Source organism: Rosenbergiella collisarenosi, from assembly GCF_018494085.1.
GTDB classification, from domain to species: domain Bacteria; phylum Pseudomonadota; class Gammaproteobacteria; order Enterobacterales; family Enterobacteriaceae; genus Rosenbergiella; species Rosenbergiella collisarenosi.
Genome location: NZ_JABBFP010000002.1, coordinates 463,874 through 480,118, shown reverse-complemented (window position 1 = coordinate 480,118; position 16,245 = coordinate 463,874). Strand labels below are relative to the sequence as shown.

Annotated in this window: 15 protein-coding genes and 1 other annotated feature; of the genes, 6 read left to right on the top strand and 9 right to left on the bottom strand. The window is 46.1% G+C overall.

The window, feature by feature from the left end; genetic code table 11:
• Nucleotides 1-19: 19 nt before the first annotated feature.
• From HGT70_RS05200 to dacD, 3 genes are all read right to left on the bottom strand, one after another.
• A complete protein-coding gene (locus HGT70_RS05200) occupies nucleotides 20-349 on the bottom strand; it encodes a DUF496 family protein (protein ID WP_071430621.1) in 330 nt (109 codons plus the stop codon).
• Between the two features lie 61 nt (nucleotides 350-410).
• The gene (locus HGT70_RS05195; RefSeq protein WP_071430623.1) at nucleotides 411-1,475 is read right to left on the bottom strand and encodes an FUSC family protein; all 1,065 of its coding nucleotides are present in this window, start codon (nucleotides 1,473-1,475) and stop codon (nucleotides 411-413) included.
• A 142-nt stretch (nucleotides 1,476-1,617) separates the two neighbouring features.
• On the bottom strand, nucleotides 1,618-2,787 hold the full coding sequence (gene dacD, locus HGT70_RS05190) for a serine-type D-Ala-D-Ala carboxypeptidase DacD (protein ID WP_214195117.1): 1,170 nt from the start codon (nucleotides 2,785-2,787) through the stop codon (nucleotides 1,618-1,620).
• A 185-nt stretch (nucleotides 2,788-2,972) separates the two neighbouring features.
• Between dacD and HGT70_RS05185 the strand changes: the two genes are divergently transcribed.
• Complete coding sequence (locus tag HGT70_RS05185; protein WP_214195116.1) at nucleotides 2,973-3,905, top strand: EamA family transporter; 933 nt, start codon at nucleotides 2,973-2,975, stop codon at nucleotides 3,903-3,905.
• A 565-nt stretch (nucleotides 3,906-4,470) separates the two neighbouring features.
• Here the strand turns inward: HGT70_RS05185 and HGT70_RS05180 are convergent.
• The gene (locus HGT70_RS05180; RefSeq protein WP_214195115.1) at nucleotides 4,471-5,625 is read right to left on the bottom strand and encodes an MFS transporter; all 1,155 of its coding nucleotides are present in this window, start codon (nucleotides 5,623-5,625) and stop codon (nucleotides 4,471-4,473) included.
• A gap of 327 nt (nucleotides 5,626-5,952) precedes the next feature.
• On the opposite strand from HGT70_RS05180, the gene HGT70_RS05175 reads away from it, so the two are divergent.
• Nucleotides 5,953-7,374: an NAD(P)/FAD-dependent oxidoreductase gene (locus HGT70_RS05175; protein ID WP_214195114.1), complete on the top strand. Its 1,422-nt coding sequence runs from the start codon at nucleotides 5,953-5,955 to the stop codon at nucleotides 7,372-7,374.
• Nucleotides 7,375-7,967: 593 nt separating this feature from the next.
• Here the strand turns inward: HGT70_RS05175 and HGT70_RS05170 are convergent.
• On the bottom strand, nucleotides 7,968-8,159 hold the full coding sequence (locus tag HGT70_RS05170; RefSeq protein ID WP_071430635.1) for a flagellar FlbD family protein: 192 nt from the start codon (nucleotides 8,157-8,159) through the stop codon (nucleotides 7,968-7,970).
• 325 nt (nucleotides 8,160-8,484) lie between these two features.
• On the opposite strand from HGT70_RS05170, the gene HGT70_RS05165 reads away from it, so the two are divergent.
• The 3 genes from HGT70_RS05165 to sbcB all read left to right on the top strand — a co-directional run bounded on the left by HGT70_RS05165 (nucleotide 8,485) and on the right by sbcB (nucleotide 11,392).
• Nucleotides 8,485-8,703 carry a hypothetical protein gene (locus tag HGT70_RS05165; RefSeq protein WP_214195113.1) on the top strand — a complete coding sequence of 73 codons (219 nt, stop codon included), beginning with the start codon at nucleotides 8,485-8,487 and terminating at the stop codon, nucleotides 8,701-8,703.
• Nucleotides 8,704-8,796: 93 nt separating this feature from the next.
• Nucleotides 8,797-8,979, top strand: coding sequence for a hypothetical protein (locus HGT70_RS05160; protein WP_071430639.1), 183 nt, complete (start codon nucleotides 8,797-8,799; stop codon nucleotides 8,977-8,979).
• Nucleotides 8,980-9,961: 982 nt separating this feature from the next.
• Nucleotides 9,962-11,392, top strand: coding sequence for an exodeoxyribonuclease I (gene sbcB / locus HGT70_RS05155; RefSeq protein WP_214195112.1), 1,431 nt, complete (start codon nucleotides 9,962-9,964; stop codon nucleotides 11,390-11,392).
• A gap of 630 nt (nucleotides 11,393-12,022) precedes the next feature.
• Here sbcB and HGT70_RS05150 read toward each other — a convergent pair.
• The 4 genes from HGT70_RS05150 to HGT70_RS05135 all read right to left on the bottom strand — a co-directional run bounded on the left by HGT70_RS05150 (nucleotide 12,023) and on the right by HGT70_RS05135 (nucleotide 14,960).
• Entirely contained in the window at nucleotides 12,023-12,250 is a 228-nt protein-coding gene (locus tag HGT70_RS05150; protein ID WP_048912232.1) for a YgdI/YgdR family lipoprotein, read from the bottom strand.
• A gap of 124 nt (nucleotides 12,251-12,374) precedes the next feature.
• Nucleotides 12,375-13,733: an APC family permease gene (locus tag HGT70_RS05145; protein WP_214195111.1), complete on the bottom strand. Its 1,359-nt coding sequence runs from the start codon at nucleotides 13,731-13,733 to the stop codon at nucleotides 12,375-12,377.
• On the bottom strand, nucleotides 13,723-13,896 hold the full coding sequence (locus HGT70_RS05140) for a hypothetical protein (protein ID WP_157725323.1): 174 nt from the start codon (nucleotides 13,894-13,896) through the stop codon (nucleotides 13,723-13,725). The genes HGT70_RS05145 and HGT70_RS05140 overlap by 11 nt, the downstream gene beginning before the upstream one ends.
• A 233-nt stretch (nucleotides 13,897-14,129) precedes the next feature.
• The gene (locus HGT70_RS05135; RefSeq protein WP_214195110.1) at nucleotides 14,130-14,960 is read right to left on the bottom strand and encodes an SDR family oxidoreductase; all 831 of its coding nucleotides are present in this window, start codon (nucleotides 14,958-14,960) and stop codon (nucleotides 14,130-14,132) included.
• 205 nt (nucleotides 14,961-15,165) lie between these two features.
• Nucleotides 15,166-15,285, top strand: a sequence feature (His leader region).
• A gap of 58 nt (nucleotides 15,286-15,343) precedes the next feature.
• On the opposite strand from HGT70_RS05135, the gene hisG reads away from it, so the two are divergent.
• Nucleotides 15,344-16,243, top strand: a complete 900-nt coding sequence (hisG, locus tag HGT70_RS05130) for an ATP phosphoribosyltransferase (protein ID WP_214195109.1) — start codon at nucleotides 15,344-15,346, stop codon at nucleotides 16,241-16,243.
• Nucleotides 16,244-16,245 lie beyond the last annotated feature (2 nt).

Below are 16,245 nucleotides of genomic sequence, written 5' to 3'. Positions count from 1 at the left end.
AATCATCAGGCCTTGAATACTATTTAGTTTCGGGGGCTTTGCTCTCACCCAACACTTTTAATTTCTTCGACAGATCGCGTCGCTCTTTGGATAATTCCGCGTTTTTGATGATGTACTCATCAACACGGTCTTCGTAATCGCTGCGCATGCTCGCAATGATCTCTTGAATCGCCTCAACGCTCATTCCAGGCTTGATATATTCGCTCAGGTTATCGAGGAGTAATACGCGTTTCTGATTATCACGGACTTTCTTCTCATTATCGGTAATTTCACGCTGTAGCTTATTTTTACGACGAAACATACGAACAAATTCAAGTACATCCTGGAATGACTGTTTTGCATTTTCCATGACAACACCTTTTGTTAAACCTGCTCAGCAGGGGATAGATTTCTCGGAATGTATAAGCCATTTAGCGGCGAAGCGCTAGACGGATAAGTTCTCGCATTCTTTCTAATTGTTTGGTTAATTCTAAACTTAGCCATACGTAGCCGTAAACTGGCGTCAACTCTGCCTTAGCATGCTCAGCTTGCGCTAAGAGTTCGGTGAGTTCCCGGCTTATTTCGTCCATCGCAGCGCTGCTAGTCGCTAGTTGGTCGCTGTGACTGACGCCGTTACGCAGCATATCCGCCAAGGTATCGAGCATCTGTTCGGTCGTCGCCTGGGTACGGCGTAACGTGGGCGCGTTGAGCAGAAGCAGATGACTTTCCCGTGATGACCACCACGCGTTGATTTGCATCTCCATGGTATTCACCATGTTACGCTGTAGCGTCTGGATGCCCTCAAATACCGATCGTGGGATCCGCGTCTCTTTACAGGCAGGCTCGAGTAAACTGCGCATTTTTATCAGCGAGGTCAGTAGATTCTGCAAGGGCTTATTAAGGCGGGGCTTCTCGAGCAGATTGGACGATAAACCGGTATGATAAATCTTACGGCTATTGACCAACGCATCCGCCAACCGTAGTCGCCAAAATACATAGGCTCGTTGGGTAAAGATCCCGGTAAAAAAAATCGAGAGCAAGCAACCAAAAACGACATCCCCGCCCCGCCACAGCGCGGTGAGGAAATCTCCTGCCGGGGCCCCCACGACTACGCCGAGAGTAATACCAATCAGCAACGCCATATATGGCCGCTTACCGAGCGTTAAGTAGCCGCAGAAAAACATGACCGCCCCACACCACGCCAACATTAGCGGTAGTGAAATCATCTCGAGCTTTAACGCGATCAATCCAGAGATGGACCCGAGCACGGTACCAATAATGCGTTGAATGGCGCGTGGAAAGACATTACCCCATGTTGAGATCGGGCCAATGACCACCACCAAGGTGATTAGCGGCCAGCTGCCTTCCGGAATATTCAAGATACGGATCAGCATAAAGGAGGCTAGGAACGCTATCGCGATGCGGACACCATGCACCCAGCGGTAGTGTCGATAGAGCCAATATTCGAGTTTTGACAGGGGTTTATCGGTTTTCACAGCTCATGCTAAGCGTTAAGAGATTATAGGTAGGCAGTGTACTCTCACTCACTCTTTTTTTTAACCCTAAAAGTAAAAAACTGCACCTTACTCAGTTGGATGTCCAACTTTTGGGGTGCAGTCCACAAACGAGGCTTTCGTTTTAAAACTTACGCTTAATATAATCGATCGCTCGGGTAAAGATCCCTGCCTGCGCGACAGGTTGTAGCGCCACCAGCGGATAACTCGCTAACTCATGATCTTTATCCATCACGGTAATGACGCCGATTTTCTGATTCGCGGCGAGCGGTGCCTCTAACTCTTTTTTATCAATGACGTATTTGGCTTTTACATTATTGATTTCATTCTTGGGCAGTGACAAGTAGAGATCTTTATCACTTCCGACCGCGACTGTATGCGGATTACCGTACCAAACGTTTTCATTGCCAATCGCTCGACCCGCATGGAACAGTTGCACGGTATCAAAGTTGTTTTGTCCCCATACTAGTAGTTTCCGGGCTTGTTCTTCACGGCCCTTCGAACTTTTACCGCCCATAATCACGGCGATCAGTCGGTGATTGCCTACGACGTTAGAGGCGATGATATTGAAGCCAGCCGTATCCGTATGCCCGGTCTTTAGACCGTCGACATGCAGGCTGTTATCCCACAACAATCCATTACGGTTATTTTGGGTGATACCGTTCCACGATAAGGTCTTCTCGCTATACATATGGTAAAAGTCAGGCTCACCATCGATAATCGCTTTCGACAGGATAGCTAAATCCCGTGCGGTAGAGTGCTGGCCCGGCGCATCTAATCCATGAACGGTTTCAAAGTGGGTATTTTTTAGCCCTAACTTCTCAACATAATGATTCATTAAGCCGACAAAGTTCTCTTGGCTACCCGCAACATAATCGGCCAGGGCAACACATGCATCATTTCCAGAGTCGATGATCACACCGCGGCTTAAGTCACGTACGGTTAACACGTCGCCCGGCTTCAGGAACATTAGTGATGACCCCTTAAAGACAGGATTACCTGCTCCCCAAGCATCTTGGCCTACGGTGACTTTATCGTCACGGGTGATACGTTTTTGGTCGATAGCGCGGTCGACCACATAGCCCGTCATCAACTTAGTCAAACTGGCGGGATTGCGTTGTTCATCTGGGTTACCGGCAGTCAAAATTTGTCCGGTTTTAGCATCCATTAAGACCCATGAGGCAGCATCTATCGAAGGCGGCGTGAGTGGAAAAGGTAGTGCATCATCCTGTGCAAACGCATGGGAGGCATAGAAAACGATGGAGGTAACGAGTAGAGTGGCGCGCCTTTTCAAAATAATCCTCTGAAATATCAATATGTACGAGTAGTCGGTCTTTTTACGGTATTTTCAGTTCTGGATCACCTGTTAATTGTCAGAAAGTGTGAATAATTTTTCTTAAACTGACACTAAGCCCACTCTTGGCTAAACTATCCCCAATACCCCTATCGTCAGAGTCAATAACGCTTAAAAAGAGATCAATGACCCGACGCAGTCTTATCGTTCAACGTCTTGAGGTTTTGATGAAGTATCCTGCAATCGGCATCGCCCCCCTATCAGTGTTAATCGGTTCTATCTCCTATGGGATGCCTGGGATCATCCTGAGTATCGCGGCAACTCATGGGGTGGCGATCAATCATTTAATGCCAATTCAATTTCTATTTTCATTTTTACTCTTCTTTCTCTTTTCCGAACTCACGCCGCGCGGGGCGGGTACCTTCCCCTATCGGGATAAAATTCTGGTTGTCTTTACGGGGATCCCAGTACTATTAATCACTTACTGTTTCTACCATGCCGTGCTAAGAATTGGGGTACCCACCTCAACCTTATTATTAATGCAATCGTCGTGGATCGTCCCCGTGGTCAGCGCCGTCTATAAGAAACAACCCTTATCACGTGGCGAGTGGACTCGCTTCGCCACTATATTAGTGGGCGTCCTCATTTCCACCGGAATGTTGAGTGGGCAAGGACAGTTCGATCTTACCGGTATGTTGTGGGGGCTTGGAGCGGCACTCTCCTATAGCGTGGTGATTTTATCGTCGTCGAATATCGCAAATGGGGTGAGGGTGATCGATAAAGCTAAAAACCTCACCTTTGGCGCGTTTATCGCCTCATTATTTTTATTTAATAGCCAGGTAAAGATCGACCCGATTAGCATTGATGCCCTATGGGCGGTGGCCAATGCCTTGTTCTCATCTATCCTGCCGATCATGCTATTTGGCTTTGGTATGCCGCGTACGCACTCTTCCCTAACTGGTATGCTTGTGGCCATTGAGCTCCCAGCGGCATTTATCTTCTCCCACCTTTTCCTCAACGAGCATATTGCCGCAGAACAGATAATCGGCTGTACGCTAATTATCGTTGCGATCATCTCTCAACCTATTGCGGACTGGCTGAATAAGAAGAGGAATTGAGAGCTATCGGTGGGATGAGCCGCTAATTATTCGCCTGCTCGTCCTAGTGAAACGTGATGATTCAGAGTAATCCCTACTCGATCCCCCGATTATTAAGAGAGTTACCCTATGGAAGCGAGGCCTTCATGCCTATTATTCGTCCTCAATCTGTAAGGGCTATTTTATGAGTAATATTTTGTTGTTAATTCTAGGGATCGGTATGGGAGCTGTCGCAATCTGGCTGGGCATCTCTTATATCAACGAAGTCATAAAGCAGAAAAATACGTTTAAAAAATAGGCTTGGCCGCATACGCGGCCTTATCCATCAGCCACCCATCCTTGACAAAATTCCGATTTCGATCCGATACCTGCCATCGCTTAACGCCATTAACTGATTATTATTTTTTCCAAAACGCTGTGAGCAGTAATCTTTCCCTGTATTAAACCGAACATTTTTACTGCCGCCTTCACTGGATTAGTTATCCCTTGTGAGTAAAAGGTCGGTAGAGAGATCGTATAGTACGAATAGGGGATGCACTCCCTCTTCTGTGGACCTTTCGATGCAGAGTTGAATGGGAAAAACTCATTAAACAGAAGTAGTCGATAAGCTTAACGCGCCATAGATAATCACTAGTAATACCACGGCAATGCAGAGAAAAGCGCTAGAGAGTGAGGCTGCATGAGCGATAAAGCCAATGATGGCAGGTCCTAGTAGAATGCCTAAATACCCCACCGTCGACACATAAGCGACGGACAGGTTGCTCGGCATAGCGTTATGATTTCCTGCCAAGGTTGTAACAATAGGCACCACGTTCGCAGCCCCTAAGCCAATCAGTGCGAAGGCACATAACGATACCTGCCAACTTGGGAATAGTACGACGAGAATAAACCCGATGAGTGTAAAACTACCACTTATCAGTAATAGGACTTTTCGGCCGGTGACTAAGACAATCTTATCGCCTAACAGACGCATTATCGCCATCGTTGTCCCAAATGCCGCATAACCCCACCCCGCATAAGCCAGATCTAATCCTTGGTTAGACGTCAGCCAAATACCACTCCAGTCAAGCATTGACCCTTCGGCTAGAAAGCAAACTAGGCACATAAGCGCCATGATGATGAGCGGGCGATCCGCTTTAAAACGCTGAGGGTGACTCTCTTCACCATACTGTCCAACCGGGAGAAGTCCGGTAAAGCTGAATGACAAAATTACGACTATCAACAGGCTCGCACAAAGTGCCATCATCAAGGGTGATAAGCCTGCACTCAAGGCGATACTGCCTACTGCTGCTCCAACAATCCCGCCAATACTAAATAGACCGTGGAACCCGGACATTAGAGGCTGATTGGCGGCTTTCTCCACCATGGTCCCTTGCACGTTAACGGTCACATCGGTCATACCGACACCCGCACCAAAAATAAACAAACTCACTATCATCAGCGGTAAAGAATGCACCGTAGCGAGTAACGGTAACACGCTGGCGATACATAACGCCCCTAGGGTAATAATACTGCGGCAACCAAAGCGGCCGACGAGCTTTCCAGAGAATAACATGGTGAGGAGCGAGCCTAGCCCTAAACACAATAACAAGGATCCCAGTGACTTCTCGTCAAGTTCTAAACGTTGTCGAGCATAAGGCACTAAGGGTGCCCAAACCCCCATCGCAAAACCGGCAATAAAAAAAGCCGATCTCGTCGCCATACGTTGTGAAGCCGTATTTATCTTATCCTCTCGCATCATGCTCTGCTCACTGCCCTAGTTTAGGCTTACACCTCTGGCCTTAAAGAAGAATCGTAGCCTAACATAAATAATTATGGGTGATTTCCCTTAATCTATTCTCCCGCTTGTGGGTGTACAGGCATCATTGCGCCACCATGATTAGCGTAGTGTCTTGACTCACCTACCCTTTCAGTAATGATTGGCTCGCCGTGTTCTCAGTCAATATCGCTGATATAAACAATTATTACAGCCGTCAATAGCGACTTTCACCAAAATAAATATATAAAAAACTAGAAAGTTAACAAAAAAAACCCATAATCACCAACTTTTAACAATTAGCAACATATTATGAACATAACTAGAAGAAAACTCCTGATTGGTGGCGGTGCGATTTGTGCGGCAGGTATCGGCGCAAGTGTTTTAGGACCGATGTTAAGTAGAGAAGGTCGATTGGTCCCTGGTAAACCGAGGTATGGGTTTATCGCAGGCAGTGAAGGCGAATTACCGAAAAGCGCTGATGCGGTTATTATCGGCGCAGGAATTTTGGGGATCATGACGGCGATTAATCTGCGAGAAAAAGGGCTGTCGGTGGTTATTGTTGAGAAAGGAAATATTGCTGGCGAGCAATCCTCTCGGTTCTATGGTCAGTTGATAACCTATAAGATGGAAGGCGATACGTTTATGCTCCACCATTTAGGTAAGGAACATTGGCGCGGTATGAACGAAAAAATCGGGACGGATACAAGCTACCGTACTCAGGGGCGCGTTGAAGTGCCGCTCAGCGATGAAGACTTACAAAATGTTCGAACGTGGATCGAGGGTAAAAAAGAGTTGTTGAGCGGCTCGCTACCTCTGAAGACGCGTATTATTCAAGGTGAAGAGTTAAAAACGCGATTAAAAGGTGCTACCTCAAACTGGACTATTGCGGGCTTTGAGGAGGACTCGGGTAGCTTAGATCCCGAAATAGCCGCATTTAGAATGGCAGAATATGCTAAGAAAATTGGCGTAAAAATCTATACCCAATGCGCAGCGCGAGGTATTGAAAAACAAGGCGGTACGGTATCTGATGTGGTCACAGAAAAAGGCGCGATTAGAACAACTCGCGCGGTGGTCTGTGGCGGGGCATGGTCGCGTTTATTCATGCAGAATCTCGATGTTGATTTAGAAACGCTTCCTGCTTATCAATCGCAACAGCTTATTACCGGTGGTCCGGGTCTACCCGGCGCGAATGTCGCGTTACCCGGCAATATCTTTTTCCGCGAACAAGCGAACGGGACTTATGCGACCTCGCCAAGAATTGAAGTGATACCGATAGTTAAGGAATCCTTCTTTTATGGCTATAAGTACCTGCCACTCCTTGCCCCAGAAGATGTGTTTGTGCACTTCTCAATTAATGAACAGCTCCTCAACTCTTTCAGTCAAAAGACAAAATGGTCACTGAGCGAGCAATCCCCTTTCGAAAATAACCGCGATATGGTCGCCGTTGCAGACTTTAAAGATCTTAACGAGTCATTGGTAACCTTAAAGAAAGAGTTTCCTGCGTTCACTCACTCAAAAATTATCGACCAATGGAGTGGTGCCATGGCCGTGGCGCCCGATGAATCGCCGATTATCTCGGTAGTTAACGAGTGTCCTGGGCTCGTGGTCAATACCGCAACGAGTTGGGGGATGACGGAAAGCCCAGTCTCTTCAGCCATCGCTGCCGACTTGCTGTTAGGGAATAAGCCCGTTATCGACCCTAAAGCATTTAGTCTTTATCGGTTCAGCTAAGAAACAACGGCGCAACCTGTTGCGCCGTATCTGAATAACCCTGCAGGTATCACATTACCCTATATTTAAGTGATTACTCTCTGAGATAACCTCAATAGAATGAAAAAAAACCTCAATATTTAATGAATAAACTTAGCAAGTTTTATCTTAGAACTTGGAATAGGATGTTCGGAGGAGTATTTATGAAAATATTGAAACTTAATATAAACCTACAGTGAGTTATTAATTGTATTCGTGGAAATTAATTTTTCATAATTATTTTCACTACACTTATCGCCCTACTCTAGTACATTGATTTAGCATGTTAGTACCTTTTAGGATCTCATTTTCCAGCAATTACACGCCATTCAAAATACCCTTAACAAAAACAGACTAAACTGGGTCCGATGCTCTTACCCGCGTCCTTAACTGCCTCGCCATAGCGCCGTGTAGTGTCGAATCTCTGGAATACTGTTCACGGAGCGGGTTGATAGAATGTGTTCGCTGGGGTAGCGCCATTGAATTGGGAGAATTTAAACGGATTAGAGAGTGATAGAGAGAGAAATGTTTAAATAATAACGTACCGATAGAATATATTACCGGTACGTTATTATTTACAGTTCTGGATTATTATTTTCGCTTTTAGCTGAATCTATTAGCTCCATTACCTTTACTAGATTTTCTTGGACGATGATTCTCTCCCCTCCAACTTTTACGACAGATTTACTGCCATAACTCTCTACCGCCACAATACTTTTGTGTAGGATGCAAATCCTATCGCCCTTAAAAGTTGTTAACGTTATCATAATTACTCCTTTTTAGGAAAAGGACTATAGAATAAATGAAACTACTACAACAGATCTTAAATTCAAATGCCTTTAATGACTCCTTACAGTTTGTGCGTCTCTAATACAGGTTATTCTTAGAGAGAATCTAAAATACTTGCCATGACTCGCGTCGACGAAAGGGGGTCAATCCCATTACATTCTTATGGATGGCCAATTTGAAGAGGATTAACATCACGTCATGCTCGCTGAAGTAGGAGGGTCAATTCATCATTAATAATAGCTATTTTCATGGTTTGAACTACGCTAATGTAGCCTATGGTTCTTTTATATAAGAAAATAATATATGTTGGACGAAGAATTTTTCCACTCACAACTAGGCGCCTGTGTCATTTACTTATCAAGCCAAGGTGAAGATGTTTCTCTAAACAATATCAGAGGCTTATGGGAGAATACGTCTTCATTAAGCGTTTTAGAAAGCGAATTTCTACTCTCAGAGTTAGCTGCACTGGAGATTAAAACAACAGATATTGGTAAAGATAATGTTTTTACATTTAAAAATTAAATTGTTAAATAATTGTAATTTATGAGGGATGCTATTAGAATAGTCGACGGCTAAGTTTAGGTTTTAATAATAATTAAATACGGATTTTTTATTATGAAAAATTACTTAATTAAATCAATTATTGGTCAAGCCACTACTCAGCTACTCATTCATAAAGAGTCAGTAACTAAGGAAGACATTTTATTTTATGTATCTAGTAATCGATTAGATTTAGGTATCGATAGCAATCAGATACAAAACATAAAAGCAGCTCTTAATCGTAACGCTATAAACTAAACTATAATTACAAACCCACTTCGTGAACTGCACTTTCATAGCTTGGTTTGGGGTCAAACTTTAAGGCTGTAGTTCATCCGGCGGATTTTTTACCCAAACCCACCACTCCATACACAGATATAGCAGATCAGGTTAGCGCAGAGGTGGAGCAGCACTGACGAAAAGCGTTAGGGCGGAACCAACCTCACCAGTTTGCAGAAACAGAGATTGCGGTAATCCTCAGTGCTAGGACAAATTTTTACTGCGGTGAATGTCGTTAGGATGCAAAAAGGATTTCCCACCCTAAAGTTTTAATCACCATTAGCTCCACGGTTATATCCCTCCTCCCCTCCCCCCGCACCGATAATCGTTATGCCTGCGGCAGAGTAAAGTTAATAAGCTCAGTGTAGGTAGTAACCCGGTGACTTATTGCCGATGACATACCGAAGTCTTTCGGCTTGATGTTTATAATTACGCCGTTATCGACCTATTGCCGACTGATACGCCCACTGCTAGCTGACCGAAGTTCAGAGTGTACGGGTCTTGCACTGCGGGGATAAATTTTTTCCTCTTTAGTCAAGCATTCGGCCCATTGCTTCGCTGCAATCTGATCCACTGGAAAGCCAGCGAAGTAAAGCCCTCTTAACTCTGCTACTATGTTTCTGGCTTGTTGTAGTGATATAGATGGATAGCGACTAATACAGCTAGGCTAAGCTGAATCTTTCCTGTTATAGGTATTGACTACCTAGGAGAGACTCGTGCGCCAAGACCTTCAGCATCGGATAACTCTGCTGCGCCCGCGTAAGGTTTGACCAGAAGTTTCTAAGTTTAACGCCGCTGATTACCATTTTTATATTATGTACGCACTAAGATAAAATTATGCGCCTAAGGTGTACGCAATATGTCATGTACAAAATGGGATTAAAGTGTACGGAAGATTATGAATGTATATGTTAAACCATTGATTTAACTGTATAACTAACTACAAATAGTGACGATAAGTATGAAAAACAACGAAACCGTACAGCCTACCTTCCTCTTTCATGATTATGAAACCTTCGGTAAACATCCAGCTCTGGATAGACCGGCGCAATTTGCGGGCGTACGGACCGATAGTGAATTTAATGTGCTGGGCGAACCGGAAGTCTTCTATTGTCGACTCGCCGATGACTACTTACCGCAACCCGAGGCTGTGCTGATTACCCACATCACCCCTCAAGAAGCGCAGAAAAAAGGGATTAACGAGCCTGAATTTACACAGCGTATTCATCACCTGTTTAGTGCTCCTCATACCTGCATCATCGGCTATAACAATATCCGTTTCGATGATGAAGTCACTCGTCACCTGTTTTATCGTAACTTCTACGACCCCTATGGCTGGAGCTGGCAAGAGGGTAACTCTCGCTGGGATTTACTAGACGTTATGCGAGCGTGTTACGCGCTGCGCCCTGAAGGTATTCATTGGCCAGAGAACGAACAGGGGTTTCCAAGTTTCAAGCTTGAGCATCTCACGCAGGCCAACGGCATTACTCACGCCAATGCCCACGACGCGATGTCTGATGTCTATGCGACTATCGCTTTGGCAAAACTAGTTAAAGAGAAGCAGCCAAAACTCTTCGATTTTCTTTATAAGCATCGTAACAAACATCGCTTAACCAGTCTGATCGATATCCCGCAGATGAAACCGCTCGTGCATGTTTCTGGAATGTTTGGCTCCGCACGCGGCAATACTAGCTGGATAGTACCGTTGGCTTGGCACCCTGATAATAAAAATGCCGTAATCACCGTCGATCTCGCCGGTGATATCACGCCGTTACTGGAGCTAACTAGCGATGCGCTACGCGAACGACTGTATCAAACTAAAGAGCAGCGCGGGGAACAATCGCCCATTCCGATAAAACTGGTCCATATCAATAAATGTCCGGTACTGGCGCCAGCCAACGTCTTGCGCCCGGAAGATGCCGCCCGCTTGGGCATTGATCGCCAAGCCTGCCTAGACAACTTAGCCCTACTACGTCAGCACTCTGCTGTGAGAGAAAAAGTGGTCGCACTCTTCGCTGAAAAAGCCCCTTTCGCGTCGACTAATGATGTTGATAACCAGCTTTATTCCGGTTTCTTCTCGCCTGCGGATAAGCAGACCCTGGACGTTATTCGCCAGACGCCTGCACAGCATCTCCCCGCGATGGATCTCAAATGGAGTGATGAGCGGATTAACGATCTTCTCTTTCGCTTTCGTGCACGAAATTATCCGGGAACGCTGGATGAAAGCGAGCAACAGCGCTGGTTAGCTCATCGGCGCGAGGTGCTAAGCGAACAAAAGGTGGGGGATTACTTCGAACACCTCTCCGCACTAAGTCAAGACTATACGGAGCAGCCTGAGAAACTCGCCTTATTACAGGCTTTGGCCCGTTATGCCCAAGAACTATTAAGTTAAAAAAAAGCCTACAGCGTTGACCGAGATCGGCGTATTGGGGCTTGATGACCTGGTTTATGAGCCTGTAATGAAATCACTTTTTGTGCGACAAAATAAGGCTAACTAATGACAAAGGAAAGGCTCAATCATCAAAGTGAAGTCTCGATTGGAAGATTCGCGGTTATCTATAGTGTCGAGTTATTGACCTTTAGGTACCCGATATAAAAGCTAGTAGATTGAATGCAAGGATAACTCAGGAAGAGTTTGTCCGTGTTAACTGTTCTAATTGAAAGCTAGTAATATCATCAAAAAGTGATTAGCGGAGCCAACCTCAAATTACTCCTAGTATTAGCGAAACACCCATGAGTGTTGTAACGCTATGCCGACGCATAGAAGCCGGTCTTCAGCGTTAATGAATGGGTGCAGGCCACTTAATTTTTTATGGGACGTCAGCACCAGGGCATCTTTATTTTTTATTAGGGTAATGCAGTGAGCTGTCAGGACTTGTAAGAAGGATGACAGAGGTTCAAAAGACAAGTCAGCGAGCGGCAGAAAAAATATCGCGATGGTGACTTTGGGTCGCTTAAAAAGAAAAAACCCCACCAGAAAGGTGGGGTTCTTCAGCAATCTAAAGCAGTTACAAGAGCGAAATTATTTGTTCGGGATTTCCGATACCACTTTGACTTCGCTTTTGTTGATTTGTTGTTTTACACCATTTGCATCGGTGTAGCCCACTAAACCAGCATCCGTTTCTTTAGGCTTACCGTCGCTGACTATCGTGCGCCCATCAACAGTGTGGATTGCATAGCTGGTACGGGTACAACCTGATAATGCACAGACAGCAATCATCGCTACAGCAGGGATAATCAACTTCTTCATATGACACTCCTTGAGATATGTAATTTATTGCTTTCATTACAAGTGTAGACGCTTTTTAGAAATTTGCAGGAAAGCAAAAAAAAACCGACCACGCAGGGTCGGTTAGGGAATATCTTAATAGAGATTAACGCTCTTCGTTATACTGCGGCACTGGCAGGCGGAAGCCTTTCGTCACAATCGCCAAGTAAATAATCCCGATTGCCGCCCAGATTAACCCTAGTTCCATAGAACTTTTCTCAAGGTTAACCCAAAGCGCGCCGACCGTCATCGCACCACACAGTGGTAGGAGTAGGAAGCGGATATTATCTTTTAGCGTATAACGCAGTTTTTCACGGATCCAGTACTGCGAAATGACCGATAAGTTGACGAAGGTAAAGGCAACCAGTGCACCGAAGTTAATCAATGCCGTGGCGGTCACTAAGTCAAAGTTAATCGCTAATAGCGCAATAGCACCTACCAGCAATACGTTAAATACCGGCGTATGGAAGCGTGGGCTGATGTAGCCAAAGAAACGTTTAGGGAATACACCGTCACGTCCCATCACATACATTAAGCGCGAAACACCCGCATGAGCAGCCATTCCCGAGGCCAGTACAGTCACACATGAGAAAATCAAAATACCAAACTGGAAGGTTTTTCCTGCCACGTAAAGCATGATCTCAGGTTGCGAAGAGTCTGGATCCTTAAAGTGACTCACGTCAGGGAAATAGAGCTGTAGGAAGTAAGACACCGCAATAAACAGTAACCCACCGATCAGCGCCGTTAGGAAAATCGCTTTTGGGATCACACGCTTAGCATCTTTCGTCTCTTCAGACAGCGAGCTAATACCATCGAAGCCTAGGAAGGAGAAACAGAGTATCGTCGCACCGGTTATCATCGGCACCACCTGCGAGTTCTCAGTCCAGAAAGGCTTACTGCTGACTAACGTCCCCTCACCCGTACCCTGTGCGACACCGTAGATCACCATCCCTACAATCACTAACATTACCAAGATCTGTAAGACCACGATCAAGCCGTTAAAGTTAGCAACCGTACGAATACCTTTCAGGTTCGTAAGCGTCATAAAGCCCACTAGTAACACGACGAAAATCCATGAAGGGATCCCCGGAATCAGTGACTCGAAATAGCTTTTGGCGAGTAAAATATTGATCATCGGCATAAAGAGATAATCAAGGAGCGACGACCAGCCCACCATGAAACCAACATGAGGACAGATCGATTTCTGCGCGTAAGTGTACGCCGAACCCGCTGATGGGAAACGGTGAACCAGTTTTCCATAACTCAGCGCAGTAAACAGAATCGCAATCAGGGCGAAGGCATACGCCGTGGCAACATGCCCACCCGTTAAATTCGTAACAATGCCAAAAGTATCAAACAAGGTCATTGGCTGCATATAGGCTAAGCCAATCATAACGACCGGGAAAAGAGTCAGTGTTTTCTTTAAGCTAGCACCAGATTGTGCTGGAGATGCATTATTCTGCATGATGTTGTCCCCCTAGAGCCGCAATCGTGACGGACTGCACCACAGGGAAACTCCACGAACGGAGGGAAGGAGTGACAGAGATAGGCTGAGCAGTAGCCTTAGCGCCGTAGTCATCGCGAAAGCGAGCAGCTGCGGCTACTTGCATAATAGTTGATGGGCCCATTACTTTTCCTCTAAACAAACGCGTGTGCGTGAAAGGGTGACGAAGCCGACTGAGGCCGACCGGTAAACACTATCAGTAAGTTTTACTGCAAAAAAATAACCGACGCACGGTTAATTAAAACTGTTTACGTCGGTTATTTCGAATTTTGCAGGCCGCGCATTGTGCCTAAATCCCACTTTCAAAACAAGCCTTTCTGGGCAAAACATCAGAATTTTCTTTATCGTAATCTCAGCCTACGCGACTGGCATAGTGAAGGGATCCTTATAGCGATATTGAAAATCTATGCTGCGGCAAATCGCTTCGCCGTTTACCGTTTTACCGGTTGATGCATCGCAAGCAAGAGCTTCGAAGGTGGGTGGCTCTAATCCTAATTGTTTGGCCACGAAGGGATAAAACTCATCGCGCCGAGGGTGCACGGCTGCTGAAAGATTAAACGTCGATCCTAATGAGGGAGAAGCCAATAACGCTATGATCGCCTCAATAACATCGTCAAGATGTACCAAATTTACCGGATGATTACCCTGCTTAACGCCGCTACGGCCCGCGAGAAAGCGCCCGGGATGTCGGTCAGGGCCTACTAAACCTGAGAGGCGTAGAATATCGATATCAATACCCGGCAACTGATGCAGCCACTGCTCCAATGTGACAAGCCTTTTGCCTGCCGGGGTGACCGGCAATAATGGGCTGGCCTCCACAACCTCGCCCTGCTGATCACCGTAGACAGACGTTGAACTGGTAAAAATCACCCGCTGGACTCCCCCTGCGAGAGCGCTATCGACGAGATTCTGCACAGCGTTGACATAATGCTCCCCACCCTCGCTACTGCGTGATGCCGGTAGGGTGATGATCAGCGTGTCTGCCGACATAAGCTCGTCCAACTCATCGGCATCACAGTCGATGTTCGGCGTCGTGACTAGCTTAACGGCATCGATACCACAACGTCGCGCCGCCAGCACGCCATCGTCGGAGGTTTTAGATCCTTGCACCTCATAGCCACGTTGACTAAGCGCCAACGCTAAGGGCATTCCTAACCACCCCAACCCCACAATCGCTATTTTTTTCATACCGGTCTCGCCATCAACTCTTATTAAGTTTAGGGTAACGTGAGTGGGGGGAACCCACCAGTAAACTTATCTGAGTTTAACGTAAATAAATTTATCTAATGATGGTAAAAAACGGTTGCCAAGGCGAAATAACTCGGCTAGGTTAAATACTCTTACTTATTCCCAACATGCGGATTAAAATCATGAATTTTGTTCAAACCCGTCATCATCACCATCACCACCCTGACTAGTCTTTCAGGCGATGGCGGCTGGAAGACAAATAGGTCTTCCTCTGGTTTGAACGTATAAAGCCCTCGGAAGATCGCTCTTCCAAGGGCTTTTTTAATGCCCATAATAATTACAATCAGTGACAGACAGACAAGTAAATAAAGAGGATTGGTGGAATGTTGGATAACACGCGTTTACGTATTGCAATGCAGAAGTCGGGTCGTTTAAGTGATGAGTCTCGTGAGCTACTCACCCGCTGCGGTATTAAAATTAACTTACAACAGCAGCGTTTAATTGCCTTCGCTGAGAACATGCCGATCGACATTCTGCGCGTGCGCGATGACGATATTCCTGGTCTGGTCATGGATGGCGTGGTCGACCTTGGAATTATTGGTGAGAACGTCCTAGAAGAAGAAGTATTGACGCGCCGCGCACAAGGTGAAGACCCACAGCTCATTACGTTACGCCGTTTAGATTTTGGCGGGTGCCGACTCTCCTTAGCGATGCCTGCGGACAGCGTCTACACCGGGCCTGAATGTTTGGATACCAAACGCATTGCCACCTCTTACCCGCACTTATTAAAGAAATACTTCGATTCGAAAGGTCTTACCTTCAAATCGTGCTTACTGAATGGCTCGGTCGAGGTCGCGCCACGCGCTGGGTTAAGCGATGCTATCTGTGACCTAGTCTCCACGGGTGCAACCTTGGAAGCCAACGGTTTGCGTGAGGTCGACGTTATTTACCGTTCTAAGGCGGTATTAATTCAGCGCTCAGGCGAGCTGTCAGAAGATAAGCAAGCGCTGGTTAACCGTTTGATGACCCGTATCCAAGGGGTGATCCAAGCACGTGAGTCGAAATACATCATGTTGCACGCGCCGAGCGATAAGCTCGAACAAATCATTAATCTACTGCCTGGTGCAGAACGCCCTACCGTATTACCGCTGGCCGGCGATCAATCGCGGCTCGCCTTACACATGGTCAGCAGCGAGACGCTATTTTGGGAAACGATGGAAAAGCTGAAGGCATTAGGCGCAAGCTCCATCCTCGTCTTACCAATCGAGAAAATGATGGAGTAACC

What these genes read in the sequence shown, in the direction of transcription:
- sbcB (WP_214195112.1), top strand. Translation starts at nt 9,962, where the DNA reads ATGAAAAACAACGAAACCGTACAGCCTACCTTCCTCTTTCATGATTAT.
- HGT70_RS05160 (WP_071430639.1), top strand. Translation starts at nt 8,797, where the DNA reads ATGAAAAATTACTTAATTAAATCAATTATTGGTCAAGCCACTACTCAG.
- HGT70_RS05145 (WP_214195111.1), bottom strand. Translation starts at nt 13,733, where the DNA reads ATGCAGAATAATGCATCTCCAGCACAATCTGGTGCTAGCTTAAAGAAA.
- HGT70_RS05175 (WP_214195114.1), top strand. Translation starts at nt 5,953, where the DNA reads ATGAACATAACTAGAAGAAAACTCCTGATTGGTGGCGGTGCGATTTGT.
- HGT70_RS05165 (WP_214195113.1), top strand. Translation starts at nt 8,485, where the DNA reads ATGTTGGACGAAGAATTTTTCCACTCACAACTAGGCGCCTGTGTCATT.
- HGT70_RS05200 (WP_071430621.1), bottom strand. Translation starts at nt 349, where the DNA reads ATGGAAAATGCAAAACAGTCATTCCAGGATGTACTTGAATTTGTTCGT.
- HGT70_RS05185 (WP_214195116.1), top strand. Translation starts at nt 2,973, where the DNA reads ATGACCCGACGCAGTCTTATCGTTCAACGTCTTGAGGTTTTGATGAAG.
- hisG (WP_214195109.1), top strand. Translation starts at nt 15,344, where the DNA reads ATGTTGGATAACACGCGTTTACGTATTGCAATGCAGAAGTCGGGTCGT.
- HGT70_RS05140 (WP_157725323.1), bottom strand. Translation starts at nt 13,896, where the DNA reads ATGGGCCCATCAACTATTATGCAAGTAGCCGCAGCTGCTCGCTTTCGC.
- HGT70_RS05135 (WP_214195110.1), bottom strand. Translation starts at nt 14,960, where the DNA reads ATGAAAAAAATAGCGATTGTGGGGTTGGGGTGGTTAGGAATGCCCTTA.
- HGT70_RS05170 (WP_071430635.1), bottom strand. Translation starts at nt 8,159, where the DNA reads ATGATAACGTTAACAACTTTTAAGGGCGATAGGATTTGCATCCTACAC.
- HGT70_RS05150 (WP_048912232.1), bottom strand. Translation starts at nt 12,250, where the DNA reads ATGAAGAAGTTGATTATCCCTGCTGTAGCGATGATTGCTGTCTGTGCA.
- HGT70_RS05180 (WP_214195115.1), bottom strand. Translation starts at nt 5,625, where the DNA reads ATGATGCGAGAGGATAAGATAAATACGGCTTCACAACGTATGGCGACG.